Raw genomic sequence first — 23617 nt, 5'->3', positions numbered from 1 at the left:
AATGAGTTTGTAATGACTAGACTGATGCTCAATAATGAGCTGTGGTCAAACCTAAAGGAAAGCACGCTTCGACATCAGATTTATGACAAGCCTAATCTTCGTATGATTGTTGGGGCAATATTATACCGTATGCGTGTTGGCTGTCCCCTTTGCAAGATCTACCCATACAATTTGGATTCTAGAATTATCTCTAGCAACAATTCAATCATTGGTCCTCAAATAACAACTTGATGAAGATTTTTTTAAAGACCTGATACATGATCTTTATCTTGAATGGGAATTTATTGATGCCAGTATCGTTTGGATGCATCAACGGAACTCAGCTATGAACATCAAGCGATTGGGAAATTCGTTGCTGGCACTACAAAAAAAATCCATATGTCAGTTGATGCGTGTGGCTTTCCAATTGAATTTCAATTAACTGGAGGTAAAGTACATGATGCTAAAGCAGCTCCTCAGGGCAACTGAAGTGCTCACATCACCTTGAGTCCAACACGACTCAAACAAGGAAGAACGATGCAATCCTTTTATGTTTATATTATGGCAAGCAGTCGGAGTGGTACACTAGATACCGGTTCAAGGTCAGATTTAATGAACCGAGTCTGGAAACATAAAAATAATAGGGTCCCAGGATTTACAGCCCGGTACAATGTGCATATATTGGTTTATTATAAGGCTCATGAAGCTTATGTAGCAATTGCTCGACGTGAATACGTTGCAAAAATAGGCGCAGACAATAGAAGTTAAATAGGATTGAGGAGCTTAATCCAAAATGGCGTGATCTAGATGAAGAAATCTGCTATTGATTAAGATCGCCTGGATGTCGCGAACAAGCCAGGGCACATAGGTGTTTGGGACAACTGGTCAACTCGTCTTAAAGTATCAACATATAAAATGCAGTAGAATAATAAAATTTTTAATGAATAAAAGGTGTATTAAATGAGTAATTTAAAAAGAGGAATTAGTCAGTTTATTTTTATGGGAAGGTGGTTACAACTTCCATTATATTTAGGCCTTATATTAATCTTGGCTGTATATGTTTATCGTTTTATGTATGAATTGTTTCATTTAATAATTCATCTTAACAGTTTTGATGATACTCTCATTATGCTCGGTGTGCTGGATCTTATTGATGTTGTCATGATCGCAAACCTCCTTATCATGGTTGTCATGGGAGGATATGAAACTTTTGTCTCCCACCTTGCACTAGATTCACATCCTGATCAACCTGAATGGCTTGATCATCTTGATGCTGGTGCTATGAAAATTAAATTGGCACTTTCATTAATTGGTATTTCATCGATACATTTATTAAGAACTTTTATTGATCCCAATAAACTCAGCAACTACTCCGTAATGTGGCAAGTCATTATTCATTTAACCCTGCTCATTTCTGCTTTAGCAATTGCTTTAACAAATAAAATGCTTGTCCAAAGTAAAACACATTAATCTATTTGCATCTAGGTACAGTGGCTTGTACCTAGATTGGATCCTATTCTCATCCTATTAAAACAAAAAATAATACACTTATATAATGATTGACTTATAATCGCTTAATGTGTTTTTGTTATTAAATGACCGCTTAAAACATACGAGATTAATTATGTGGTATTTAGAGATAATGCGCCAATTACTGGAAAAACTCCCACAGAAAAAAAGAAAAGGTGGAGAAAACTTTTTAAAGGCACTTTTTTTGTGTATTGGCAAAGTAGATGCAAAACCTGAAATGGAGTTTTTTTTAGGACTTATTGACAAAGCATTTTCTAAATTTGGGGATAAGGCACCTAACTCAGTCAGATTAACTGAGTTTTCAAGGTATCTTTTCGGACTCACCCTCTTGTATATTAAATCAAGCAATGATTTTGCGATTTGGAATTCAGATTTTATTCCGGCCTTAGATAGAATTGCGAGTTTTTTAGTCATAGACAGAGACAAAAAAACAATTATTAAATTTCTAAATCAATTAGAAATGGATATTTTTGCAGGTTTAAATTATAAAATTGATATTAACTTTGATCAATTAAGGATAATTTTACAAAAATACAGCACGCTAAAAACGGCTCGATCTTTTATTGATGCGTGTAACAACTTAAATAAAACTGATGCTTCCCCTGGATTTAAAAATTTAGTTCGAGATGCAAAAAAAATAGTAGCTAGTGCTGAAGTTAAGGATAAAAATTCTGTTGATTTCTTACTGCAGTTTTCTCTGTTAACCAATAAAAGTAAATCTCATCGATTAAGCACATTTCAAGCTACTACAGATTCCCATGTTTCATCATCTACTGAAAATACTTCTCACAAGTTTCAATAATTTGTTTGTTTATTTGGATGCAGCCTTTATCATTTACTGAATACAAGCGTGTCGCTACCTCGTTAAAAATTCTGGGACATCCAAGTCCCCAGAATTCACTCGCCAACGCGACAGGTTAAAGGCCGCGAGCGTCCTGTTTCCGGCACGTTTGCTCTGAACGAGCAAAGCGTATGCCTACACCAACGACTTAACGATTGCATAAAGATTTACTCCGCATCCCTACGGGCTGTCTGCGTAAATCGCACTCTATCGCGGACTATGCGCCTCGGCTTTCAGCCTTCCTTGGCGCACAGCGAAGGCTGCAAACAGTTATCTAGGGATTAGATATATTTGAATTGGAAGGAGTTTGGTCTTGTACTATATCGTTTGGAGGAGTTTGAACCTCCTGTTTTGCTTTGAGTTCACTCTTTAGCTTTTTTTGATCTGGAATATCAAGTAATGATTTTCCAATGAATGCAGTTCCATAGGTCGTTTTTGCAGCATTATTAGAACCAGAAACTACCGCCGTTACAATAGGTAAAGAAGAACCCAACACTGCATTAGCCCCACCGGCAAGTAATGATGTAGCAAGTAGTGCAACTATTATTTTTTCACCAGCTTTAGGCGGAATTTTATATCTTAAATAATTTTCCGCGCTATTACAAATAGAAATAGTTGTTCCTGCCAGGCCACAAGCTACTGCACCAGCGCCAAAAATCACAGCACCAGTCGCTGCTGGAGGAAATATAGGAGTTATAGCTGTAGCACTAACAGCAAGTACACCACTAGTTATTCCACCAATTCCGAGACCTAATTGAGTAAGTTTTCGTGCCTTTTGCTTTGTTGTTTCGCCACCAGTAGGTAATGCAAAACTAAGATTGCTTTTGTGTTCAAAGCATCCTACGGCTGAATCAATTTCACTATTTATTTTTTGCACATACTTGTTCATTAAACATTGATTTTGGGCAAGCTCATCAATATTTCCTTTTATTTCTTTATAAAGATCGACAACATGATTTCTTAGTCTACCAGCATCTTTGGTAGTATGTTTGTCTAAAGTACCATTAGTCAAAAAATCAAGGGAGTATTTTTTAAAAGCATCTTTTAGCTGATTAATACAATGAATAGTTTGATCAAATAATATTTGATCATCACTATTTGCATTAGAGTCAATATATATTTCCGTGAGATGTCGCTCAAATTTAGATAAATAGTCAATCGCCCCTATTTCGGAAATAACTGATGTAGCCTGCAAATTTAACAAATCTACATAGCCTCTGAGCTGTTTTATCTCTTTCTTATGGCTATCAGTAGCAATTTTTTCTGCTTCCTTAAGTCTAACTTTTAAATATTTAAATAAATTCTCTCTTCCAACTTCGTTCGGTGATATCGTTTCTCTTGTACCAAGAGCAGAGATATCATCATCCCGATTAGATACTCTTAGAGTAATATTGGGCGAACTACGACCTGTGTCAGGAACAACATGTCTGAGTGACCAGTTATCTGGATTGGTAATCTTATCTTTCGAAATCTTACTTGTTGGATTATTTGCCTTAATAATATCAACTAACGCTTCTAGCTCTCCAATAAATTTTGCTTGATAATTTTGAAGGTAACTCTGATTATCTTGGTCTAAGTTTGTAAAATCAATAGCAATATCTTTACCCATTTATTTCTCCAGTACAGCTAACTCTAATCATTAATAGAATTTAATGGATATTTTTTATTCATATTGCATTATCTTTACATAAACTTGTTTGAATAGACAATAATTTTTACAAATCTCGATAATATCCAATTCACTTAACAACTGATTCAATTTAAAATTATTTTATAAAATAATGAGCAAATTGAGGCTGAATATTAGGAGATTATTTAATGATTCTTGATCATGTTGGAATTACGGTATCTAATTATGAACGCTCCCAAAAGTTCTATTGCCTTATTTTAGAACCGCTAGGCATTACTTTAATCAAAGAACAAAATCAGTGGGCGGGATTTGGTAAACAAGGTAAAGCCGAATTTTGGTTTGGCGAAGGAAAAAGAAGCGACTATTTTAGCCACATTACTTTTGTTGCAGAAAATGAAAAAGCAGTAGAACAATTTTACACTATAGCCTTGCAACAAGGGGCTACATGCAATGGCGAACCTAAATATCGAACTCATTATTATCCCAACTATTATGGTGCTTTTATCATTGATCCGGATGGTCATTACATAGGGGCAATCATGCATACCCACATGGCTCCATAAGATGCTACAAAGTAAACGATGCTGGTTTAAAACTCGAAAGTCCCAAGAACTATTGTAATAACCATTTTGATCTTATATTGTTGCTTCTGAATCTAACATGAATTAGGGAGTTTTCATGAAAAACCATTCTGGCATATTTAGATTAGATGACTATCAGGTTCTTGATTATTTAGTAAAACATGTTGATTTAGAAATTGACCTTTCTAAAGAACCAGTACAATCAAAAGCTTGTTTGATTATTGAACCAAATCCAAAATCATCCTCTTATTCCGTTAATTTGGAATTAGATGGTGAGAATATGACCCTGGAGTCAATTGCCCTTAATGGGAAAATACTTCTTCCCGAAGAATATGAGATCACAAAAGATTCTTTAGTAATCAAAAATGTTCCTCAAGGAAAAACATTTAAACTTGAAACGATAACTCGTTTAGGTAAAAACACCGATTTATTCGGTTTGTATGAAACGGAAGGAACAATTCTTGTTAAAGCTGAAACTGAAGGCCTTAGGCGAGTTTTATATTGCCACGATCGCCCAGATAATCTTGCCACATATAAAACAACGATTATCGCTAAAAAGATAGATTATCCAATACTACTCTCTAACGGAACACTGATAGAGCAAAAAGACCTAAACGATGAGCTCCATTCAGTAACATGGTTTGATAAGGTCCCTAAACCCAGTTATCTTTTTGCTTTAGTTGCAGGAAAACTGCAAAAATCGGTAACTTATTTTAAGACTCGTTCTGAGCGTATGTTACCTATTGAATTTTACGTACCTCCCCAAGCCACTACAAAGTGTGATTTTGCTAAAGAGGCTCTAAAAGAAGCAATGCGTTGGGAAGAAAACATTTTTAATTTAGAATGTGATTTACCGCAACATATGGTTGCTGGTGTTGATAAATATGCCTCAGGAGCGTCCGAACCAACTGGATTAAATTTGTTCAACACTGCAAATTTATTTGCAACTCCAGAAACACGTACTGATAATGATATTTTAAGAGTATTAGAAGTTGTGGCTCATGAATATTTTCACTATTGGTCAGGAGATCGCGTCACAATTCGTGACTGGTTTAACTTACCCTTTAAAGAAGGATTAACGACATTTCGGGCTGCCATGCTTAGGGAACATTTGTTTGGTTCCGATTTAATCCGTATACTAGACGGTAAAAATCTTGATGAGCGCGCCCCACGCCAAGATACATATACTAATGTGAGAAGCCTCTATACTCCCGCCGCCTATGAAAAAAGCGCTGATATTTTTCGCATGATAATGTTATCTTTAGGCGAAAAAGATTTTTATGCCGGCATGACTCAATTTTTAAAAGATCATGATGGCGAAGCGGTTACCTTAGAAAATGTACTCGATTCATTAAGCACATTCACCGCAAAAGACATACATCGTTTTTTGAAATGGTTTACTGAATCAGGCATTCCGCAAGTAACTGTTACTGACGCATATAATGCAGAAACAAAAAGATATACATTAAAATTTGAAACCAGGGAAAATAAAGAACGTCCCATTCCTGTAGTAGTAGGATTACTCAACAATGATGGCGCAGAAATTCTAAATGATACCCTAATTACGGTGGATGAACCTGAGATGGAATTTCATTTTGATAATATTAACGCTCACCCTACCCCATCTTTATTACGTAGTTTTTCAGCACCTATTATACTTGAGTTTACATACAGTACAGAACAATTATTGTTATTAATGCAACATGATACAAATTTCTATAACCGATGTGAGGCAGCCAAAAAACTGATCACGCGATTGGTGAGCGATTATTGCTTGGGTAAATCAATGATACTTGAATCTCAGTTTTTTCAGGTATATCGTAACTTACTCAACGAAAGCACTCATTCTTTAAATTATTGGTTACTTGCCGAACTTTTAACCATACCTTCAGAAGAAATTTTATTTGCTGAATTACAAAATCAAGATTTTGAAAAAATTTCACAGGCTCGTCAATTGATACAAAATCAACTTGCAACCGAATTGAAAGAAGACTTATTACGTGCGCAAAAAAAACCAGCTGGGTTACCTATACCAGGAAACGCACCATTTAAGTCATTTGATATTTTCGCTGCAGGTATACGCCGCTTAAAACATGTATATCATGAATATCTGCTTTCTGTGCAACCCGAAAAAACCGAACAAGAATTAGTTGAACAATTTAATAACTCACTAGGCAAAAACATGACGGACTGTATGTCTGCATTAAATTTGTTACTTCAGCACAACAGCAGTAAATCAGATTTATTACTTGAACACTATTATCATTATTGGCAAGATGATGTAAGTGCTGTTAATTATTGGTTTAATGTTCAAGCAGCAGCGCATACAAAAAATGTAGGAAAAAATGTGACTCAATTGATGTCACATCCAGCTTTTGACTTATCCAATCCCAATAAAGTCAATGCATTATTGGGTACATTTATCAAAAATCCTTATGGCTTTCATGCTTCATCAGGTGAAGGTTATCAATTAATTGTTGATGTTATTTTGCAGTTAGAAAAAATAAATCCCACATTAGCAGCTAATTTGACAGAGAAATTTAATAATTGGGATAAATATAATGAGAAGCGACAAAAATTAATACTCCATCAATTAGAGTTTCTTAGTGCTCATGCCCTAACCACTGATGTGAGAAACATGGCAAAAAAGGGGTTAGACAAGAAAGGAAAGCTTGAGCCTCCATTACCCATAACACAATTTTTTTTTAGTTCCTCTTCGTTAATAAATTTGCCCATTGAAGAAGAAAAAACATATTCTTATCCTTAAAATGTACTATTAATTTACCTGGGTACAGCGGAACTGAGTTTTAGGTGAATATAAAATTCATAAACCTTGGTTCCATAAATAGCTTTTCAGAAAAATAGATTTTTTCTTATCTTACGGTGGTAAGGAAAATGCAAAAAACGAAGCTTTATTCAATCACAAGAACAACGAAATAATAAATTTGCTGAAAGACACAAAATATCTTACTCTCAAAATAGGGATAAGCAACCAGGATAATATGAATGACACGCAGCCAACTAATCACGGCAGCTCTGGCAGGATTGATCATAGGTATTGATAATATTATTTCTATAGTTGCTTTTTCCTCCATTATTTATCAAGATACTTTGAATAATTATGTTCCAATAATAATCAAGTTATTTATCCTCTCATTAATTATCATTGGGGCAAATAGTTTATTGCGCTCAAAAATTAAGTATGCAATCGCCCAATTTCAAGATGAAGCGGCCATTCTATATGCCACTTTAGCAATTATTATTTATCAAAGCTTGCCAGTAGGAACGAGCACGGATGTTATTTTTACAACGACGCTCATAATAATAAGCATTACTACTTTTATTGCCGGATTAACTTTTTATTTAGTAGGTAAATTCGAACTGGGTAATATCATTCGATACTTACCCTACCCTGTTATTTGCGGATTTTTTGCAGCAACAGGACGGTTGATTTTCTCAGCAAATCTAAATTTACTTGTGGGCCACCCAATAGACTACTATCACTGGATTCAATGGTTTACTCCTGAAATACTGATCTATTGGCTTCCTGCTTTTTTAGCTGCATTTCTTATCTTTTTTTTAAAAATGAAATTCAAGTGCCCGTACATTTTGCCGGGTATTTTTTTTCTACTGATCGTTTTATTCTATCTTGTACTACACACAATGAATATTACAATTGCGGAAGCAGACACCCACGGTTTCATGTTGGTATCATTTAATAATAGTTCAACACCACAATCATTAAACCTGCATTTGAGTTCATTTCATTTTTTCTTTTCATTAGATTTGTTAAATTGCGTAGGACTTATCATTTTATTGAGCTTTATTGCACTATTGCTCAACGTAAGTAGCTTGGAGTTTGTTACAGAAACATCAATTGATTTGAACCAGGAATTAAAAATTACTGGCCAAGCTAATATGGCCAGTGGATTACTAGGAGGAATTATAGGGTATCTTTCGGTGGCAGCAACAAGCTTCGTCAAAGAACAAGGAAAAAGTAAAATCACAGGATTTATTGCTCTTACTCCCTCGATTATTGTCTTTTTTTTAGGTGCACAAACTATAGCATTTCTACCCAAATTAATTATAGGCGCCTATTTATTTTATATTGCGATTAACTTTTTATATGATTGGCTCATAGCGACATGGAAAGTAGTGAGTTTCTCTGAGTACTCTATTATATTGCTTATTGTTGCTACTTCTATTTTTTTTAATATCATTGTTGCGGTAGGATTAGGTATTATTATTTCTACCATTCTTTTTGCCTTTCGTTACAGTATGGTAAACCCTATCAAGCACCAATTTTCAGGCACTGTTTTTCATTCATCTTTTATAAGAAAACCTGATTTAAATAAAATATTAGCGCAGCATAGAGACAAGATTCAGTATTTTAAATTACAAGGATTTTTATTTTTTGGTTCAGTTTACAACATTACTAAAACAATAGAGAAATTATCTAATATTCACTACATTATTTTAGATTTTGAATTAACCACCAATATAGATTCTTCACTAGTCATTTTATTTAAAAATTTAAAACAATTGGCTTTGAAAAATGACGTCAATTTTGTCTTCTGTTCAATGAATGACTATATGCAGGTAAGCATCACTAATCTCTCAAATTTAGAGAAAGATACAAATTGGTTGATATTTTTAAAAGATCGTGAACAAGCTTTTCAATGGTGTGAAAATCAATTGATTGATAAATACCTACATCTTCATTTACAAGATCCAAACATGGAAACTCAATTATCGGATATTGGATTTTCCTCAGAACTGATAAAAATTATTAAAGAAAGTATCCTACCCATTTACTATAAAGAAGGTGCCCTTATTTGCGAGGAAGGGGAAAAAGCTTCGAATGTATTACTTGTCCATCGGGGTCAAGTAAATGTTTATGTTGGACATAAATTAATACTTACTGTTGATTCAGGAAACATTCTAGGTGAAATCGCAATGTATACCGATCAAAAACGAAGCGCCACCTTAATTGCTTCTCAAGCGACCATTATTTATGAAATTGACATTGAATTTATTCAAAAAGTATCAACAACCACTCCGGAATTAATAGGACAATTTCACGAATGTATGGCAAAAATTTTGTCAGGTAGAATTATCGCTCAAAATAAGCGCATGAAAGTATTTGACCAATTTTAGTTTATTTATCAACAATACCATTGTTGACTTTTGTCACGCCTTTACGTAATTGACTCACTGTCAACTATGATTAAAAAGCTGTTTCCTTGGCTGCTTCATTATATGGAGATTGAAATGAAAAAAAGAAGCTTCATTATTGCCGCTACAGCAGCTGCGTTGTTCACTTCAGGTATTTATGCATCTTCCACCCTGGATAGTAATGGGGCTAATACTAACTCATCTACTAATCTGGCAAAGAACAATTACAAAGGAAAAAACTGCTGAAAAGGCACAAATAAGTGCAACGGGAAAAATAGCTGTAAGTCATAATATGTCACGTGAATTGATTGATCTCCCATCCAGGAGAAAACAGATGGAAAAGAACGCACAGACCCATTATGTAAATCATTCGTCTTTAGGAATGGGATTGGGTTTACGAGCAGAGCCTTACAGTTATATTTTAGAGCACGAGCCGAAAGTAGAATGGTTTGAAATCCTCACCGAAAATTATTTGGTTGATGGGTGAAATCCTCTTTATTACCTGGATAAAGTGCGCGTAAATTATCCTATTGTAATGCATGGTGTGTCACTATCGATTGGAAGCACCGATCCTCTGAACCTTGAATATCTTAAGAGAGTCAAACAGTTGGCAGATAGGATTCAACCTAAATGGATTTCTGATCACTTATGCTGGATGGGTGTCCATCAGCGCAATATGCACGATTTATTTCCTCTATCTTATACAAAAAAAACATTAATCATATTGTTGAACGAGTTAAATACGTGCAGGATTTTTACCAGCAGCGAATATTGCTAGAAAATGTATCCAGTTATATTACTTACAAAAAATCCGAAATGACTGAATGGGAGTTTCTCTCTGAAATAGCCAGTCAGGCAGATTGTTTCATTTTATTAGATTTAAATAATATTTATGTAAGCACCTATAATCATGGATTTAATCCTGAAACTTATTTGCAAAACATTCCAGTTGATTGGATACAACAATTTCATTTGGCGGGACACCTAAATTGCGGCGATTACATTATTGATACACATGATCATCCAGTCATAACAGAAGTCTGGAGCCTATACGCCCAGGCAATCAAACGATTTGGAGACGTATCAACGATGATTGAGCGTGATGATTATATTCCATTATTTGAAGAATTATGGCAGGAATTAGGATATGCAAAAGCAATTAAACAAAGTAATTTATTGCATGAAAAAATGGATTTAGCATATGAAACTTACTGAAATACATACTTTATTTCGAGACTCGATCCTAACGTCCGAACCACTCATTAATCCTTATCTTGATTCTCCTCCTAAAGGCTCTATTGCAGACAGAGTGGCTATCTATGTCGATGGGTTTTATGCGCGGCTAGAAGAAGCATTGATGAGCGATTATAGTACGTTAGCTGCGATAGTTGGTGAAAATCTCAGTCAATTTTTAACAGAAACCTTACCCTATAAGAAAAAGCCACATTTAGCGGAAATTGCTGAGTTTGAATGGTCAGAATATCAAGCCATTGGAGCTCGTGATGCAAATTTATTATCGGTATTCGATTTGCAATCTTTACCATTACATCAATGGCCAGAAATGAAATTCAATCTGCATCCCTCATGTAAAATACTCATCATGCATTGGAGTACTCTTTACCTTATTAAAGCCTTACGAAGTAATAAATCAATTCCAACCTCCACGAAACTTAAATCACCTCAATTTATGCTTATATGGCGTCGACAACTTGACGTACTATACCGTAAGTTAGAATCTCCTGAACTTACTATGCTTAATGCAATAATGCAAGAAGCACCGTTTATGGATATCTGTGAAATATTGAGTCATCAGATGCCTGAAGATAAAGTTGCAACTTATGCTGTAAGAGAATTACATGCATGGATTCAGCAAAATTGTCTTATAAATAACAGTTAAAAAACCAGAGAAACAAAACTGTTTATATATTGTATTCGTGCTGACAAAGATTGGCGCAGTTTACCACTTCCATTCGTGTAATCTTTTAATTAACTCACTAAACAAAAGTAAGATTAAAGCATCGTCTATATTTTAATTGATATCGTTGAATAACATAAATGAGCTGGATGATGGAACTTTTATGAGGGAGTTCGCTGGAGTTTTCTTTTGGCAACAGCCCCAATAAAGCCATGGTACTATTTTTAGTTCTTAAGAGCTCCAAGAATTAAAGCAGCAATTTGAACTTTGCTGCTTATTATAATGTCTGTGATAATACTGATAGCATTAAACTTTATTCATGATCTGGATGCACAACAAAAATACCTGGTGCATTGCGAAGATACTCATTGTAATCCATGCCATAACCAAATATATAATGATCTTCTACTTCTAAACCGACAAAATCAGCTTTTGATAAACCATTTGGTACGCGTTTGCGATATTTGTCTACTAAAACAGCACTATATACTTTTGCTGCACCTAAAGCCTTTATTTCAGAAATAATTGATGCCAAAGTAACGCCTCCATCAAGAATATCATCAACAACAAGAACGGTACGTCCTTTTAAATTCTCTGATGGCCTTACTTTCCAAACTATTTCACTGCCAATTAGCCCGCCTTGATAACGAGTCGCATGTACATAGTCCACTTCTAAAGGAAAATCTAAACGTGGCAATAAATTACCTAAAAGAACCAGACCTCCTACCATAACACAAACAAGCACAGGATTTTCAGCTTGTAATTCCTTGTGAATATTAATCGCCATTCTATCAAGAGCAGCCTCAACTTCATTTGTCGTATACAAGCAAGTTGATTTCTCATAAACATCTTTAATTTTATCTGGAATAGTCATTGTAAATCCCCTAGGCAAAATTGGTTCTCGCTAAATCTATTTATTAATCTTTTATTTTCCCTGTTCCAGGAAAAGGACTGACTTTGCTGCCATAGCCTGGATTGTCTTTGACTTTGGCTGTTCCTTGCTTTGTTACTTCATCGATACGATAAATTGAATGCATGGGAATAAATGTTCGTTTGACACCATTAAATTCAATTTTTAATCGCTCTTCAGAAGGATCAACAACCAATGAGGTTTGCTCACCGAACACAAGCTCTTCAACTTCGAGAAACCCAAACATATCACTTTCCTTTATAGATCGAGCATAAATTTCATAAATTGCTTCTTGATTAGCAAAAGTGATTTTGAATATTGTTTTCTTATTCATAAAACTAACCTTATCTTATGAGAATGCAAAGTATACAAAAACACAGGTACTCTGTTCAAACTAAATTAGCTGTATAAAGGATAAAATGATACCTTACCTATTGTAATTATTGGCTCTAACTCGCTTTTCATTACATACCTGCTACTCTTTAAATGATCAAGAACTATTTTAATTTCTTATGATGAGAATAAGATTTTAGTATTTAGTGAGGCTATGTATATGACACAAAATCTTCAAGATCAAGCAGAAGTAGTTCCCTTAAGTAAAATGATTTTTTTTCAAAATCTATCTCTAGGGTCGCAGCAATCACAGTTCATCGATCATTTTAAATCAGAATGTATTGCTTTTGAAAATAATGAATTAATTAAAAAGAAACGTGAACAACTTCTTTTACAGCAACCTCCTATTCTTTCTTTTTATAATGAAGATCAGGAAAAAAGATTTTATGAACATGAAGTCAAAAAAAATGAGCGATTTTGTTGTGGAAAAATAACGCCTATCAGTATCGCATTTATGAGTGATATAGTTTTTTCACCTAAAGATCATTACGTATATTCTCCCGGAAACGGTAAATTTTATGCAGGAAGCCAAAAAGCAATTGGCGAAAGTTTAAGGCAAGATATCAGACAAGCATCTTTTGGCAGCGCTGATCAAAATGAATTAATGAACGATTTAAAAACATTTGATGCTACAATTTCGCAACGAAGCCAATCTAATGCATCAGTGGAGATAGATGCTCCGTCATTATCTGAATTAAAAAGCCCCAGTCCATTTGATATGAATTTAAAACCCAAAGAGTAATTAAACACATGGTGGAGTTAGATCGATTGCAAATAAAATGTCCAACTTAAATTGGCTGTAATGGTGCTTCATAATTTTTTATTGGTTTACTCATTAATTTTATCTGTAGTGATGGTTCGATGAGTTGATATTTTTGTGCAATGTAACAGTAAAATCCAGATGGAAACGGCCACAGCATTTTACCTATTTCATCTAAAAACGTGAGTTTTTTAATAAGTGTAGGATTACTTACTGGGGGAATATAGCAAAAACTGCTTAGAGAGTATTGTCGGTAACCTCTTTGTAAAAATATTCTATTCAGGTTAAAAGGGGTACGCATATTAACTTTGGTATCATCATAACAATGGAGTAGTCCCATTTTCATAGCACCACCCCACAAGCTCCAAGGGTTAATACCTAATAAGATAACAAAGCCCATAGGACTAAGTAAGCGATCAATTTCATCGATAAGGCTAAGACTGCTTCCGAAAGGCTCTAATGTAAGTGGAGCAATAATACAATCTATACTATTACGTTCTAAAGGAAGTTGATTTAAAGCACACTCTATTTGTGATTTTTTGTTAGCCAAATAAAAGGGAGAAGCAATCCATTTATGCATGTAATTTAATTTTTTTAACCAGGGATTATCACCACAATTTCCTAATTGTAGTAATATCTCACCATATGAATACTCCATTGTAGAATCTAAATTAACCAAAAACTCATGGGCAGTAAAATGTCCCAAAGGTGAATGAAACCATTTATTCAGGGCGCGATATTGTCTTATTTGACGTTCAATCAACAAAATAATGCCTTTTAAAATAGTTAATCCTCAATTAAACTACAATACAACGAGTTTTGGGTACAGACAATTAATTTTATTTTACGACCAGCTTTGCAAGAGCCTATGATTGGCATCAAATATGACTTTTCATAAATTATGACCAAAGTTTAGTACAAAAAGAGCGAGTTATAGGGAGTTAGGAACGCCTCTATTAGCCCGGACTTTTGGATAGAGTTTAGGATGAATTTTTTTCATAGCTCTTTTGTTCTCAATTAGAATGAATCACCTCGCCTTGATTAAAACTCGTGCTTTTATTGAATGCATTAACTATAGTTAATATTATTATAAAGCTAAATGGAATTTATGTTAGGAAGCAATGATTTTAAATTATATGGGATAGGTCAACTTTTTGTCTTAGAGAAACTTTTAGAAAAATCTGAGGCCATAGAGTACTATAAGCTTGCCGATGCTGAAAAAATCTCATTAGTTCAATACCTTGTTAAAAACAACATATTATCAGCCATACAAATTGCCCACACAGCATCGCAAAATTTTGGTGTGCCTATGCTGGATCTCGATTGTATTGATATAGAATCACTCCCTACAAGTTTAGTGAATGAGGCATTAATTCGGCGTCATTCAATGATTCCGTTATTTTGTCGAGGAAATCATTTATATTTAGCCACTGACGATCCAAGCAAACAAACTTCATTGAAAGAGATCCAATTTCAAACTGGACTTAATACTTATGCGATCGTAGTAGAAACAGATAAGCTCAATGTCCTAATTGATCATTTGCTCACCACTAAAGAAAACCAATGTTTATCCGAGTTTGTTGGTGATACTAATGAGATGGATGGACTCATTATTAATGAAGAGGAAGAGCATGAACTCAATGCGCCCGCCTCGATAACAGAAGATGCTCCAATCGTCAAATTTGTCAATAAAATTCTTCTAGATGCCATTAAACAAGGAGCGTCTGATATTCACTTTGAACCCTATGATAAAGAATATCGTATACGATACCGCCAAGACGGAATTTTGCATGAAATAGCAACTCCACCTGCAAGATTAGCAGCCAGAATTACTGCCCGCATCAAAATAATGTCTTGTTTGGATATTTCTGAAAGGCGTATCCCACAAGATGGTGGTTTTAAAATGAAATTATCTAAAACAAGAACCATTGATTTTCGTGTTAGCACCTGCCCTACCATTGCTGGTGAAAAAGTAGTAACTCGTATTCTTGATCCAGGTTCTGTTAAATTGGGGATTGAAGCTTTAGGTTTTAGCCCTTTGCAAAAAGATCATTTTATCCATGCAATTGAACGTCCCCAAGGCATGATTTTGGTTACTGGACCGACTGGAAGTGGCAAAACCGTAACCTTATATACCGCATTAAATATACTTAATACCAAGGAAGTGAATATTTCCACCGCGGAGGATCCTGTAGAAATTAAAATGCATGGTATTAATCAAGTGAACATAAATCCTAAGGCAGGATTAACATTCTCTAATGCCCTACGATCTTTTTTGCGCCAAGACCCCGACATCATTATGGTGGGAGAGATACGTGACTTGGAAACAGCAGAAATAGCGGTCAAAGCATCACAAACCGGGCATTTAGTCCTTTCGACCTTGCATACGAATAGTGCATCTGAAACATTAAATCGCTTGGTGAATATGGGAATTCCAACATTTAATATCACCAGTTCCGTCACTCTCATAATTGCGCAGCGTCTCGCCCGTAAATTATGTGAACATTGTAAAATTTTAAGAGATGACTTCACTAAATCAGGCTTACTCGAATTAGGATTTACAGAAGCAGACGTACAAGAAATCAAGTTATACAAAGCAGTAGGTTGTAATAAATGTACCGCTGGTTACCGAGGAAGAATAGGATTATTTGAAGTATTACCCATGACTAAAACCATTGGTCAATTAATCATGTCAGGAGGTAATGCCCTTGATATTCTAAAAGCGGCACAAGATGAAGGCATGCTGACTATTTACCAATCTGGGCTTGAAAAGATAAAACATGGTATTACAACTATAGAGGAGGTCAATCGGGTAACCGTTGATTAACTACATAATAAAATGAAAAAAAATGCAAATACTACATTAACTTTTCATTACACAGGAGTCAATAAAGCTTCGCAAAAAATCAATGGGGATATAGAAGCTAGAAGCCTTGCTTTAGCTAAAGTAGAACTACGTAGACAAGGGATTATTATTAGTAAAATTGTAAAAAAACGATCCCCTATTTTAAAACGAAATAGCAAAAAAGTTAAATCTTCAGACATCACGGTGTTTAGCCGTCAATTAGCGACAATGATTGAATCAGGTATCCCTTTAGTTCAATCTTTTGATATTGTAGCTAAAGGGCAAACTAACACACGCCTCAAAGAGTTAATTGAGCAAATTAAGCACGATGTTGAAACAGGATTAACACTTTCTGAAGCCTTAAAAAAACATCCCTCTCATTTTAATGATTTATTTTGCAATTTAGTCGATGCTGGTGAAAAATCAGGCTCTCTCGATATCATGTTGAATAAAATCGCTACTTATAAAGAAAAAATAGAAACCATAAAAAAGAAAATCAAAAAAGCATTAACCTACCCTATGGCAGTGATCGTTGTAGCTCTTATTGTTACTGCAGGATTACTTATTTTTGTGGTGCCCCAGTTTGAAGCATTATTTAAAGGTTTTGGGGCAGATTTACCCATGATGACAAAAACCGTAGTAGAACTTTCTAAATTTTTTCAATCCTATTGGTATCTTATATTTGGATCATTAATTGGAATTGTTTACGCTTTTATTTATGCAGTAAAACACTCCTCGCAATTTGCTCAAAATGTAGATAAAACATTATTAAAAATTCCTGTAATTGGACCCATTATTGAAAAAGCTGCGATTGCCCGTTTTGCAAGAACACTATCAATTACCTTCGCCGCAGGTTTGCCTCTGGTTGAAGCACTTAAATCAGTTGCAGGTGCTACAGGGAACATTATCTTTTCAAATGCAACAAATAAAATCAGAGATGAAGTTTCCACTGGACAACAAATGAACAAAGCCATGGAAAACACTCAATTATTCCCGAATATGGTAATTCAAATGGTTGCCATAGGCGAAGAATCAGGCGCATTGGAAAGAATGCTAAGTAAAGTTGCTGATTTTTATGAAGAAGATGTTGATAATGCAGTTGACTCCCTCAGTAGTTTACTAGAACCTATAATTATGACTATTTTGGGAGTTCTAGTGGGAGGCCTTGTAGTTTCAATGTATTTGCCAATTTTTAAATTAGGTGCTGCAATATAAGAGCTTCTTGTCAATAGGCTAGGTACTGCGAAGCAATTCCTAGATTTTGTATTACTTTTCTGGGCATTTCTTCACTGGAAACCCAGGCTTAATTTCAGGTGGGTCTGTTCAATGGTACATGATTTAATCACTCATAATACATGGTTGATGTATCTTATAATCGCGCTATTTTCACTAACTGTAGGTAGCTTGCTTAATGTGATAATATACCGCTTACCTATAATGCTCGAAATGGAGTGGAGGCAACAATATAATGAGTTAGTGGGTATTGAAGAAGACAAACAAGAAAAGATTAATTTATTTTTTCCAAGATCATTTTGTCCTTCATGCAAAGCGATGGTCAAAGCATGGCAAAACATTCCAGTTTTAAGTTACATTTTTTTGCGGGGGCGTTGCTATCAATGCAATAACCCAATTTCAGTCCGTTATCCATTGATTGAATTAAGTACCATGCTACTCTCCATATATGCAAGTTGGCATTTTGGATTTACTACACATTTGCTTTTTGTATTAATAGCCATATGGATTTTAATTTGTTTAATTTTTATTGACTTAGATCATCAAATATTACCCGATTGTCTTACGTTAAGCTTATTATGGTTGGGGTTGCTTGCCAATACTGCAAACTTGTTTACACCTCTACCCCAAGCAGTACTCAGTGCGTCAATCGCATATATTGGAATGTGGCTATTTATAAAATTATTCTATTTATTTACTGGTAAAATTGGTATGGGAAATGGTGATTTTAAATTATTTGCTGCGTTTGGTGCTTGGTTAGGTTGGATATACTTACCATTAATTCTACTTCTTTCCTCAGTTAGTGGTACAATTATTGGTCTATTATATTTGTATTCAAAAGGTAAAACAAAAGAAACAGCGATTCCCTTTGGTCCCTTTTTATGTATTAGCGGATTAATATGTTTATTTTGGGGAAAATATATAGTGCGCTGGTATTTACATTTTTGGATGTAGAATGACTGAGGGGAGTCATTATGTCTTATCAAGTAATTCTATTTGATTTAGATGATACGTTAATCGATTTTTCCCATTCTGAACGAATGGGATTAATAAGTATTTACAATCAATTTTATTCATCGGTTGAATACTCTGTTTTTGAACATTTATATAAAGAAATCAATACCCAGCTATGGCAAAAGGTAGGCGACTCTCTTAGCTCTAGTGAAGTGAGATTATTGCGTTTTACACATCTAAATCAAAAACTTTCATGTTCCACACCTATCGAAGAAATAGCCATTGAGTATGAAAAAAATCTATGTGCACATGCATATTGGCTACCTCATGTGAAAGATGCTATTGAGTTTTTACATCAAAAAGGGCATTTTTTAGGGATTATTACAAATGGCTTTACAGAAACGCAAGTGCAAAAGCACCAACAGCTTGAATTATATAATTGGTTTGATAGTTATGTTATTTCCAGTGAAATCGGTGTTGCGAAACCCAATATAAAAATTTTTGAAATTGCCATAGCAGAAATTATTTGCAAGCGACAGTATTGCATTGAAAAAAACTCAATGTTAATGGTTGGCGATTCAATAATAAGTGATGGCCATGGAGCAAAGAATTTTGGAATTGATTTTTGTTTTATCAATAATCATTCATTAAATGTTTTACCTACAGAACTCCCTATCAAATACAATATTAACTCTGTTGCTCATTTACCCATTTGTATGGGCTATAAAGCTGAATATGAGAGCTTTTTAGAAACATATAAATCGATGACGGTATAATCGATGGAGCTTAATGAGAGTACTATTAAAGGATTAATATGGATATTAACTTAACAGTTTTTGCTGCGCCTGTATTCTTAATCTTAATAGGCATTGAATTGCTCATCGCTTATTACAGAAAGAGTAAAGAATTCCAATTCAATGACTCTATAAATAATTTAAGTAGCGGCATTTTGGAAGAAATTGCATCATTACCTGTTAGAGGGTTAATTATATTTAGCTACTATTATTTATACGAACACCATGCATATTTCCATATTAATTCCCATTCATTCATCGCCTGGCTCCTACTCTGGCTGGGGGTTGATTTCTGCTATTATTGGTATCATCGATCAAGCCACCGATGTAATTTTTTTTGGATAGGCCATTCCGTTCATCATCAAAGTGAATATTACAATTTAACTGTTGCTTTACGTCAGGGCTATTTCCAAACCTTAACATCTTGGGTTTTTTATCTCCCTTTGGCCTTAATTGGTTTTCCTACTTATATGTTTGTTACTGTATCCTCCCTAAATACTATTTATCAATTTTGGATTCATACTCAATCTATAAAAAAAATGGGATGGTTTGAAAAAATATTTAATACCCCCTCCCATCACCGAGTACATCATGGCAAAAACCCACAATACATAGATAAAAATTATGCCGGCAGCTTGATAATTTGGGATAAGTTGTTTGGAACCTTCGAGCCTGAAAATACCCCTGCTGAATATGGCGTGACAGAGCCTTTAGACTCATGGAATCCTTTTTATGCCAATGTCAAAGTCATTAAAGATGTTTTATATTATGGTAAGGGATTGCAAAGTAAAATGGATATCGCTCGCGCCTTTTTTATGCCTCCAGAGTGGATTCTTCATCGTTTAAAACAACAACATTCGACTGTTGCCAAACAAATTGCTGTTCAGAAAAGCAATCAATCACCTCGATTATACATGCTTATAAATATTTCATTTGCAATTATTTTATATGGATATTTATCTTTTATTTTTAATCCACATGCAATGCTCTCATGGTTAACAGGAATTTTAATCTTATCCACCCTATATGAACTTGGGGCGATAGCCAATGGCAAAAAAACATTTACCATAGAGTTGTCACGAGCGATACTCATCTTTCTTATTGTATTTTTAATTAAAAAAAATTTATTCTTTTCATTGGGATTAGGCGCGTTATTTTTCTTAATCAATCAACTTTTAATTCATTTTAAATTTTGCAAAAATGAACCTAACATCAACTCAATATCCACTTAGGATATTTTGACACGCGCTCTCCATAACTTTTAAGTGCTACATAATTTTATGCCTAAAACCGTAGAACCAAGCCATTTTTGCCTCAAGTTTATACAAGAGGATTTTTAGGTACGGCTGGAGGTGGTGGTGCTGCTGGATAAAAGAGGTAGATAATAAGCAATATTAAAAAAACAGTTGTCGAAATATAAAAAACCATTTTTGCATTACGTATAGCTGTTGGATCAGTTCCTTTATATCCTAAATATCCCGAAACAATAGCGATTAATAAAAAAATAAAAACTCCTGTTAACATTTTGTCTTTCCTTCTTAATCAAAGTTAAATGATGTTCTTTAACTTTACTGCAAACAATTATTATTTATTATTAATATAGTTGATTTTTAGGAAATTTCTATTAAGTAATCATGGAAATTTTGAGCTTTGATGGGATTATTCTGCCTATTATGGTTTTATATACTATACTTAAGGCAGTAATGAAAGTATTTCTTTACCATCCCCCGCAATCAATTGCGGTTTAAAATTAGAAAAACTCGCAGACCAACATATGCGTGTATTAAAAAAACTAAAACAATGATTATTTTGGGGAGATCTTATGATAGTTGGAGAATACTGTAACAGGGATGTAGTAGTCATCAATTGTAATGAATCAGTAAAAAATGCTGCAGAGCTCATGCGCCATTATCACGTTGGTGATTTAGTTTTGATTGAAGAACAAAAGAATCAAAAAACTCCAATAGGTATTGTCACTGATCGTGATTTAGTCATTGAGGTCATGGCAGCAGGAATTGCCCCCGAATCTCTACTTATTAAAGATATTGTCACAGAGCCTTTTAGCAGTGTCTTTGAAAATGACAACTTATTGGATGCCTTAGAATTAATGCATTCAAAAAAGATACGTCGCCTCCCTGTTATTAATAATGATAAAGCACTTGTAGGTATTATTACTTTAGATGATTTTATTGAAATTCTAGCTGAAAACATGGCTAAAGTATTTGATGTCATTAAACTTCAACAACAAAAAGAAGCCAAACAAAGAACCTAGCGTTAACAACCCCATACAAGATGATTGTATGCGAGATAAGGAGTTATATAAATGAACAATTCAGTACATTTTCCTATACAAATAATATTTAATAATTTGAAGCACTCCCCAGCCATTGAGAGTAGTGCGTTTAAACATGCCCAAAAACTAGGAAAATACTTTGACCGTATTTTGAGTTGCAAAGTAAGTATTGAAACACATCATCATCATAATAAAGGAAAGATCTTTCATATTCGTATCGATCTTATTGTGCCAGGTGCAGAATTGGTAGCCAACCGTGACCTACCCGAAAATCATGCCCATGAGGATGTCTATGTTGCTATAAGAGATGCATTTCTTGCTATAACACGCCAACTAAAAAAATATGTTCATAAACAACGGGGAGAAGTGAAACATCATGAGTCTCCACCTGAAGGTCGTATACGTGAAATTGCTCCTATAGCCGATTATGGATTTATTGAAACTGTTGATGGCAGAAGGCTTCGTTTTACAAGCAAAAGTGTAGTCGATTATGATTTCGATAAACTAGAAGTAGGTTTTCGGGTATCTTTTATAGAAGCATTAAGTAATGATGGTCCCGCAGCAAGCACCGTGTATGTTAAGTAATCTATATTTAGTGATGAAAAAGGCTTAAAGACTTTTTCATCACTAAATAGTTCAAAACAAACCCTTTCTAACACCATAAGCCCATTTATTTTTTAAGAAATATTGAACCTGATAGCTTGTCTTTTTATAAAAACTCCTTACAACACATTAATATCTTCTTTTAATAAAACGTCACAATGATATGATAGCTTAATTTTTTTAATCCAATTAGGTTTTTTCATGGATAAAAATTTTGGCGCAATTTATGTAACTAAACCTGAGTTTCTTTCTATACTTTGTGAGGAATTAAATAATGTTTTATTTACTTGTGAGGATCTGATTTTTTCAGCACAGAAAAAAACAGATGTCTGTTTTGCACAAGACATTTGGTTAGAACCCGAACTTGCAACATTTCAATCCATTTCAGAAGCAGCAAAAATACTGCGACAAAAGGGAAAATTTTGGTACTTGCATCCTGTATCCCACATACGGCGATCACGATTAATTGAAGAACAATTACGTCAATCTCCTGCCCTTGAGCGTCATTTTCCCCTTGAAGAAAAAATTCCATCTATAGGCGCTTTTAGCCTATTAGATAAAAATACGTTGGTATACAGTACAAAAAGACTCAAAAAGTGGCCTCAAGGAAAATGTTATTTTATTGAGGATAAAATTAATCCGCCTAACCGCGCTTACTTAAAATTATGGGAAGCACTCACTTTGTTAGAAAAATATCCAAAATCAGGGGATAAAGCTTTAGACTTAGGCGCGTCACCAGGAGGATGGACATATGTCATGCAGTCATTAGGAGCCCATGTGACTGCTGTTGATAAAGCTCCTCTTGATCCTAAAATCGCCCAATTGCCACATATCAACTATTTGCAACAAAGTGCTTTTGCCATAGATCCTATGCAATTAGATCAAAATTATGATTGGGTTTTGTCAGACGTGGCCTGTTATCCTGATCGTGCTTATGCACTCATTATGAAATGGATAGAGTCTGAAAAAGCAAAACAAATGATTTTTACTATAAAATTACAAGGAAAAATAAATCATTCCACCCTAAAGCAGTTCCAATTGATACCTAACTCCTATATTACCAATATGTTTTATAATAAGCATGAAGCTACTTTTTTTTATCCTTTTAATCAATAGGAGCTAATTAGAGTTCGATTGAAATACAAGAACTATTCGGTCTAAATATCTAGAATCTTTATTTG

At 34.4% G+C, this 23617-nt stretch carries 21 protein-coding genes and 3 pseudogenes; 19 read left to right on the top strand and 5 right to left on the bottom strand.

The genetic code is table 11. From position 1 onward, the window contains the following. Positions 1–12: 12 nt before the first annotated feature. The 4 genes and pseudogenes from EKG34_RS18645 to EKG34_RS13160 form a co-directional block, all read left to right on the top strand. Positions 13–459 (top strand): annotated as a pseudogene (locus EKG34_RS18645) (transposase); the annotation flags it as partial. 57 nt (positions 460–516) lie between these two features. Then, positions 517–806 (top strand): annotated as a pseudogene (locus EKG34_RS13170) (GIY-YIG nuclease family protein). A 133-nt stretch (positions 807–939) separates the two neighbouring features. Continuing rightward, a complete protein-coding gene (locus EKG34_RS13165) occupies positions 940–1449 on the top strand; it encodes a TIGR00645 family protein (protein ID WP_003631606.1) in 510 nt (169 codons plus the stop codon). Between the two features lie 154 nt (positions 1450–1603). Further along, positions 1604–2311, top strand: a complete 708-nt coding sequence (locus EKG34_RS13160; protein ID WP_003631607.1) for a hypothetical protein — start codon at positions 1604–1606, stop codon at positions 2309–2311. Positions 2312–2624: 313 nt separating this feature from the next. Here EKG34_RS13160 and EKG34_RS13155 read toward each other — a convergent pair whose 3' ends face one another. Further along, positions 2625–3959: an ECF transporter S component gene (locus tag EKG34_RS13155; RefSeq protein ID WP_003631608.1), complete on the bottom strand. Its 1335-nt coding sequence runs from the start codon at positions 3957–3959 to the stop codon at positions 2625–2627. A gap of 209 nt (positions 3960–4168) precedes the next feature. Here EKG34_RS13155 and EKG34_RS13150 point away from each other — a divergent pair, with 209 nt between their 5' ends. From EKG34_RS13150 to EKG34_RS13130, 6 genes and pseudogenes are all read left to right on the top strand, one after another. After that, the gene (locus EKG34_RS13150) at positions 4169–4543 is read left to right on the top strand and encodes a VOC family protein (RefSeq protein ID WP_003631609.1); all 375 of its coding nucleotides are present in this window, start codon (positions 4169–4171) and stop codon (positions 4541–4543) included. Between the two features lie 115 nt (positions 4544–4658). After that, entirely contained in the window at positions 4659–7328 is a 2670-nt protein-coding gene (gene pepN / locus EKG34_RS13145) for an aminopeptidase N (protein WP_003631611.1), read from the top strand. A 239-nt stretch (positions 7329–7567) separates the two neighbouring features. Beyond that, positions 7568–9718 carry a SulP family inorganic anion transporter gene (locus EKG34_RS13140; RefSeq protein WP_003631612.1) on the top strand — a complete coding sequence of 717 codons (2151 nt, stop codon included), beginning with the start codon at positions 7568–7570 and terminating at the stop codon, positions 9716–9718. Positions 9719–9832: 114 nt separating this feature from the next. Next, complete coding sequence (locus EKG34_RS18260; protein WP_003631613.1) at positions 9833–9982, top strand: hypothetical protein; 150 nt, start codon at positions 9833–9835, stop codon at positions 9980–9982. After that, positions 9918–10951 (top strand): annotated as a pseudogene (gene bufB, locus EKG34_RS13135) (MNIO family bufferin maturase). Before EKG34_RS18260 ends, bufB begins: the two are co-directional and overlap by 65 nt. After that, complete coding sequence (locus tag EKG34_RS13130) at positions 10938–11633, top strand: putative DNA-binding domain-containing protein (RefSeq protein ID WP_003631616.1); 696 nt, start codon at positions 10938–10940, stop codon at positions 11631–11633. Before bufB ends, EKG34_RS13130 begins: the two are co-directional and overlap by 14 nt. A 331-nt stretch (positions 11634–11964) precedes the next feature. Here the strand turns inward: EKG34_RS13130 and EKG34_RS13125 are convergent, their stop codons facing one another. Continuing rightward, positions 11965–12525 (bottom strand): hypoxanthine-guanine phosphoribosyltransferase, encoded by a 561-nt coding sequence (locus EKG34_RS13125; protein ID WP_003631618.1) that lies wholly within the window; start codon positions 12523–12525, stop codon positions 11965–11967. 43 nt (positions 12526–12568) lie between these two features. Then, on the bottom strand, positions 12569–12895 hold the full coding sequence (locus EKG34_RS13120; RefSeq protein WP_003631619.1) for a DUF1820 family protein: 327 nt from the start codon (positions 12893–12895) through the stop codon (positions 12569–12571). A 219-nt stretch (positions 12896–13114) separates the two neighbouring features. On the opposite strand from EKG34_RS13120, the gene EKG34_RS13115 reads away from it, so the two are divergent. After that, a complete protein-coding gene (locus tag EKG34_RS13115; RefSeq protein ID WP_003631620.1) occupies positions 13115–13696 on the top strand; it encodes a hypothetical protein in 582 nt (193 codons plus the stop codon). 46 nt (positions 13697–13742) lie between these two features. On the opposite strand, the gene EKG34_RS13110 is transcribed toward EKG34_RS13115, so the two are convergent. Further along, entirely contained in the window at positions 13743–14480 is a 738-nt protein-coding gene (locus EKG34_RS13110) for a methyltransferase domain-containing protein (RefSeq protein ID WP_012979093.1), read from the bottom strand. Positions 14481–14822: 342 nt separating this feature from the next. On the opposite strand from EKG34_RS13110, the gene pilB reads away from it, so the two are divergent. The 5 genes from pilB to EKG34_RS13085 all read left to right on the top strand — a co-directional run bounded on the left by pilB (position 14823) and on the right by EKG34_RS13085 (position 20772). Next, entirely contained in the window at positions 14823–16541 is a 1719-nt protein-coding gene (pilB, locus tag EKG34_RS13105; protein WP_003631623.1) for a type IV-A pilus assembly ATPase PilB, read from the top strand. 12 nt (positions 16542–16553) lie between these two features. Further along, positions 16554–17774, top strand: coding sequence for a type II secretion system F family protein (locus EKG34_RS13100; protein WP_003631624.1), 1221 nt, complete (start codon positions 16554–16556; stop codon positions 17772–17774). Between the two features lie 111 nt (positions 17775–17885). Then, positions 17886–18746, top strand: coding sequence for a prepilin peptidase (locus tag EKG34_RS13095; RefSeq protein ID WP_003631625.1), 861 nt, complete (start codon positions 17886–17888; stop codon positions 18744–18746). A 20-nt stretch (positions 18747–18766) separates the two neighbouring features. After that, positions 18767–19522: an HAD-IA family hydrolase gene (locus EKG34_RS13090; RefSeq protein WP_003631626.1), complete on the top strand. Its 756-nt coding sequence runs from the start codon at positions 18767–18769 to the stop codon at positions 19520–19522. A 38-nt stretch (positions 19523–19560) separates the two neighbouring features. Next, a complete protein-coding gene (locus EKG34_RS13085; RefSeq protein WP_003631627.1) occupies positions 19561–20772 on the top strand; it encodes a sterol desaturase family protein in 1212 nt (403 codons plus the stop codon). A gap of 88 nt (positions 20773–20860) precedes the next feature. On the opposite strand, the gene EKG34_RS13080 is transcribed toward EKG34_RS13085, so the two are convergent. Beyond that, a complete protein-coding gene (locus EKG34_RS13080; RefSeq protein WP_003631628.1) occupies positions 20861–21064 on the bottom strand; it encodes a DUF1328 family protein in 204 nt (67 codons plus the stop codon). A 298-nt stretch (positions 21065–21362) separates the two neighbouring features. Here EKG34_RS13080 and EKG34_RS13075 point away from each other — a divergent pair, with 298 nt between their 5' ends. The 3 genes from EKG34_RS13075 to EKG34_RS13065 all read left to right on the top strand — a co-directional run bounded on the left by EKG34_RS13075 (position 21363) and on the right by EKG34_RS13065 (position 23552). Further along, on the top strand, positions 21363–21812 hold the full coding sequence (locus tag EKG34_RS13075) for a CBS domain-containing protein (protein WP_003631630.1): 450 nt from the start codon (positions 21363–21365) through the stop codon (positions 21810–21812). 51 nt (positions 21813–21863) lie between these two features. Next, entirely contained in the window at positions 21864–22418 is a 555-nt protein-coding gene (locus tag EKG34_RS13070; RefSeq protein WP_003631631.1) for an HPF/RaiA family ribosome-associated protein, read from the top strand. 219 nt (positions 22419–22637) lie between these two features. Then, positions 22638–23552 carry an SAM-dependent methyltransferase gene (locus EKG34_RS13065; RefSeq protein WP_003631633.1) on the top strand — a complete coding sequence of 305 codons (915 nt, stop codon included), beginning with the start codon at positions 22638–22640 and terminating at the stop codon, positions 23550–23552. Positions 23553–23617: the final 65 nt, after the last annotated feature.

The organism is Legionella longbeachae (genome assembly GCF_004283175.1).
In the GTDB taxonomy this organism is placed as follows: Bacteria; Pseudomonadota; Gammaproteobacteria; order Legionellales; family Legionellaceae; genus Legionella; species Legionella longbeachae.
This window is presented reverse-complemented; position numbering and strand designations above follow the sequence as displayed.

Excerpts from the sequence above, each read along its gene's own strand:
- EKG34_RS13140 (WP_003631612.1), top strand. The coding sequence starts at position 7,568 with ATGACACGCAGCCAACTAATCACGGCAGCTCTGGCAGGATTGATCATA.
- EKG34_RS13100 (WP_003631624.1), top strand. The coding sequence starts at position 16,554 with ATGAAAAAAAATGCAAATACTACATTAACTTTTCATTACACAGGAGTC.
- EKG34_RS13160 (WP_003631607.1), top strand. The coding sequence starts at position 1,604 with ATGTGGTATTTAGAGATAATGCGCCAATTACTGGAAAAACTCCCACAG.
- EKG34_RS13080 (WP_003631628.1), bottom strand. The coding sequence starts at position 21,064 with ATGTTAACAGGAGTTTTTATTTTTTTATTAATCGCTATTGTTTCGGGA.
- pepN (WP_003631611.1), top strand. The coding sequence starts at position 4,659 with ATGAAAAACCATTCTGGCATATTTAGATTAGATGACTATCAGGTTCTT.
- EKG34_RS13130 (WP_003631616.1), top strand. The coding sequence starts at position 10,938 with ATGAAACTTACTGAAATACATACTTTATTTCGAGACTCGATCCTAACG.
- EKG34_RS13075 (WP_003631630.1), top strand. The coding sequence starts at position 21,363 with ATGATAGTTGGAGAATACTGTAACAGGGATGTAGTAGTCATCAATTGT.
- EKG34_RS13070 (WP_003631631.1), top strand. The coding sequence starts at position 21,864 with ATGAACAATTCAGTACATTTTCCTATACAAATAATATTTAATAATTTG.
- EKG34_RS13150 (WP_003631609.1), top strand. The coding sequence starts at position 4,169 with ATGATTCTTGATCATGTTGGAATTACGGTATCTAATTATGAACGCTCC.
- EKG34_RS13115 (WP_003631620.1), top strand. The coding sequence starts at position 13,115 with ATGACACAAAATCTTCAAGATCAAGCAGAAGTAGTTCCCTTAAGTAAA.
- EKG34_RS13065 (WP_003631633.1), top strand. The coding sequence starts at position 22,638 with ATGGATAAAAATTTTGGCGCAATTTATGTAACTAAACCTGAGTTTCTT.
- EKG34_RS13165 (WP_003631606.1), top strand. The coding sequence starts at position 940 with ATGAGTAATTTAAAAAGAGGAATTAGTCAGTTTATTTTTATGGGAAGG.
- EKG34_RS18260 (WP_003631613.1), top strand. The coding sequence starts at position 9,833 with ATGAAAAAAAGAAGCTTCATTATTGCCGCTACAGCAGCTGCGTTGTTC.
- EKG34_RS13090 (WP_003631626.1), top strand. The coding sequence starts at position 18,767 with ATGTCTTATCAAGTAATTCTATTTGATTTAGATGATACGTTAATCGAT.
- EKG34_RS13095 (WP_003631625.1), top strand. The coding sequence starts at position 17,886 with ATGGTACATGATTTAATCACTCATAATACATGGTTGATGTATCTTATA.
- pilB (WP_003631623.1), top strand. The coding sequence starts at position 14,823 with ATGTTAGGAAGCAATGATTTTAAATTATATGGGATAGGTCAACTTTTT.
- EKG34_RS13125 (WP_003631618.1), bottom strand. The coding sequence starts at position 12,525 with ATGACTATTCCAGATAAAATTAAAGATGTTTATGAGAAATCAACTTGC.
- EKG34_RS13120 (WP_003631619.1), bottom strand. The coding sequence starts at position 12,895 with ATGAATAAGAAAACAATATTCAAAATCACTTTTGCTAATCAAGAAGCA.
- EKG34_RS13155 (WP_003631608.1), bottom strand. The coding sequence starts at position 3,959 with ATGGGTAAAGATATTGCTATTGATTTTACAAACTTAGACCAAGATAAT.
- EKG34_RS13085 (WP_003631627.1), top strand. The coding sequence starts at position 19,561 with ATGGATATTAACTTAACAGTTTTTGCTGCGCCTGTATTCTTAATCTTA.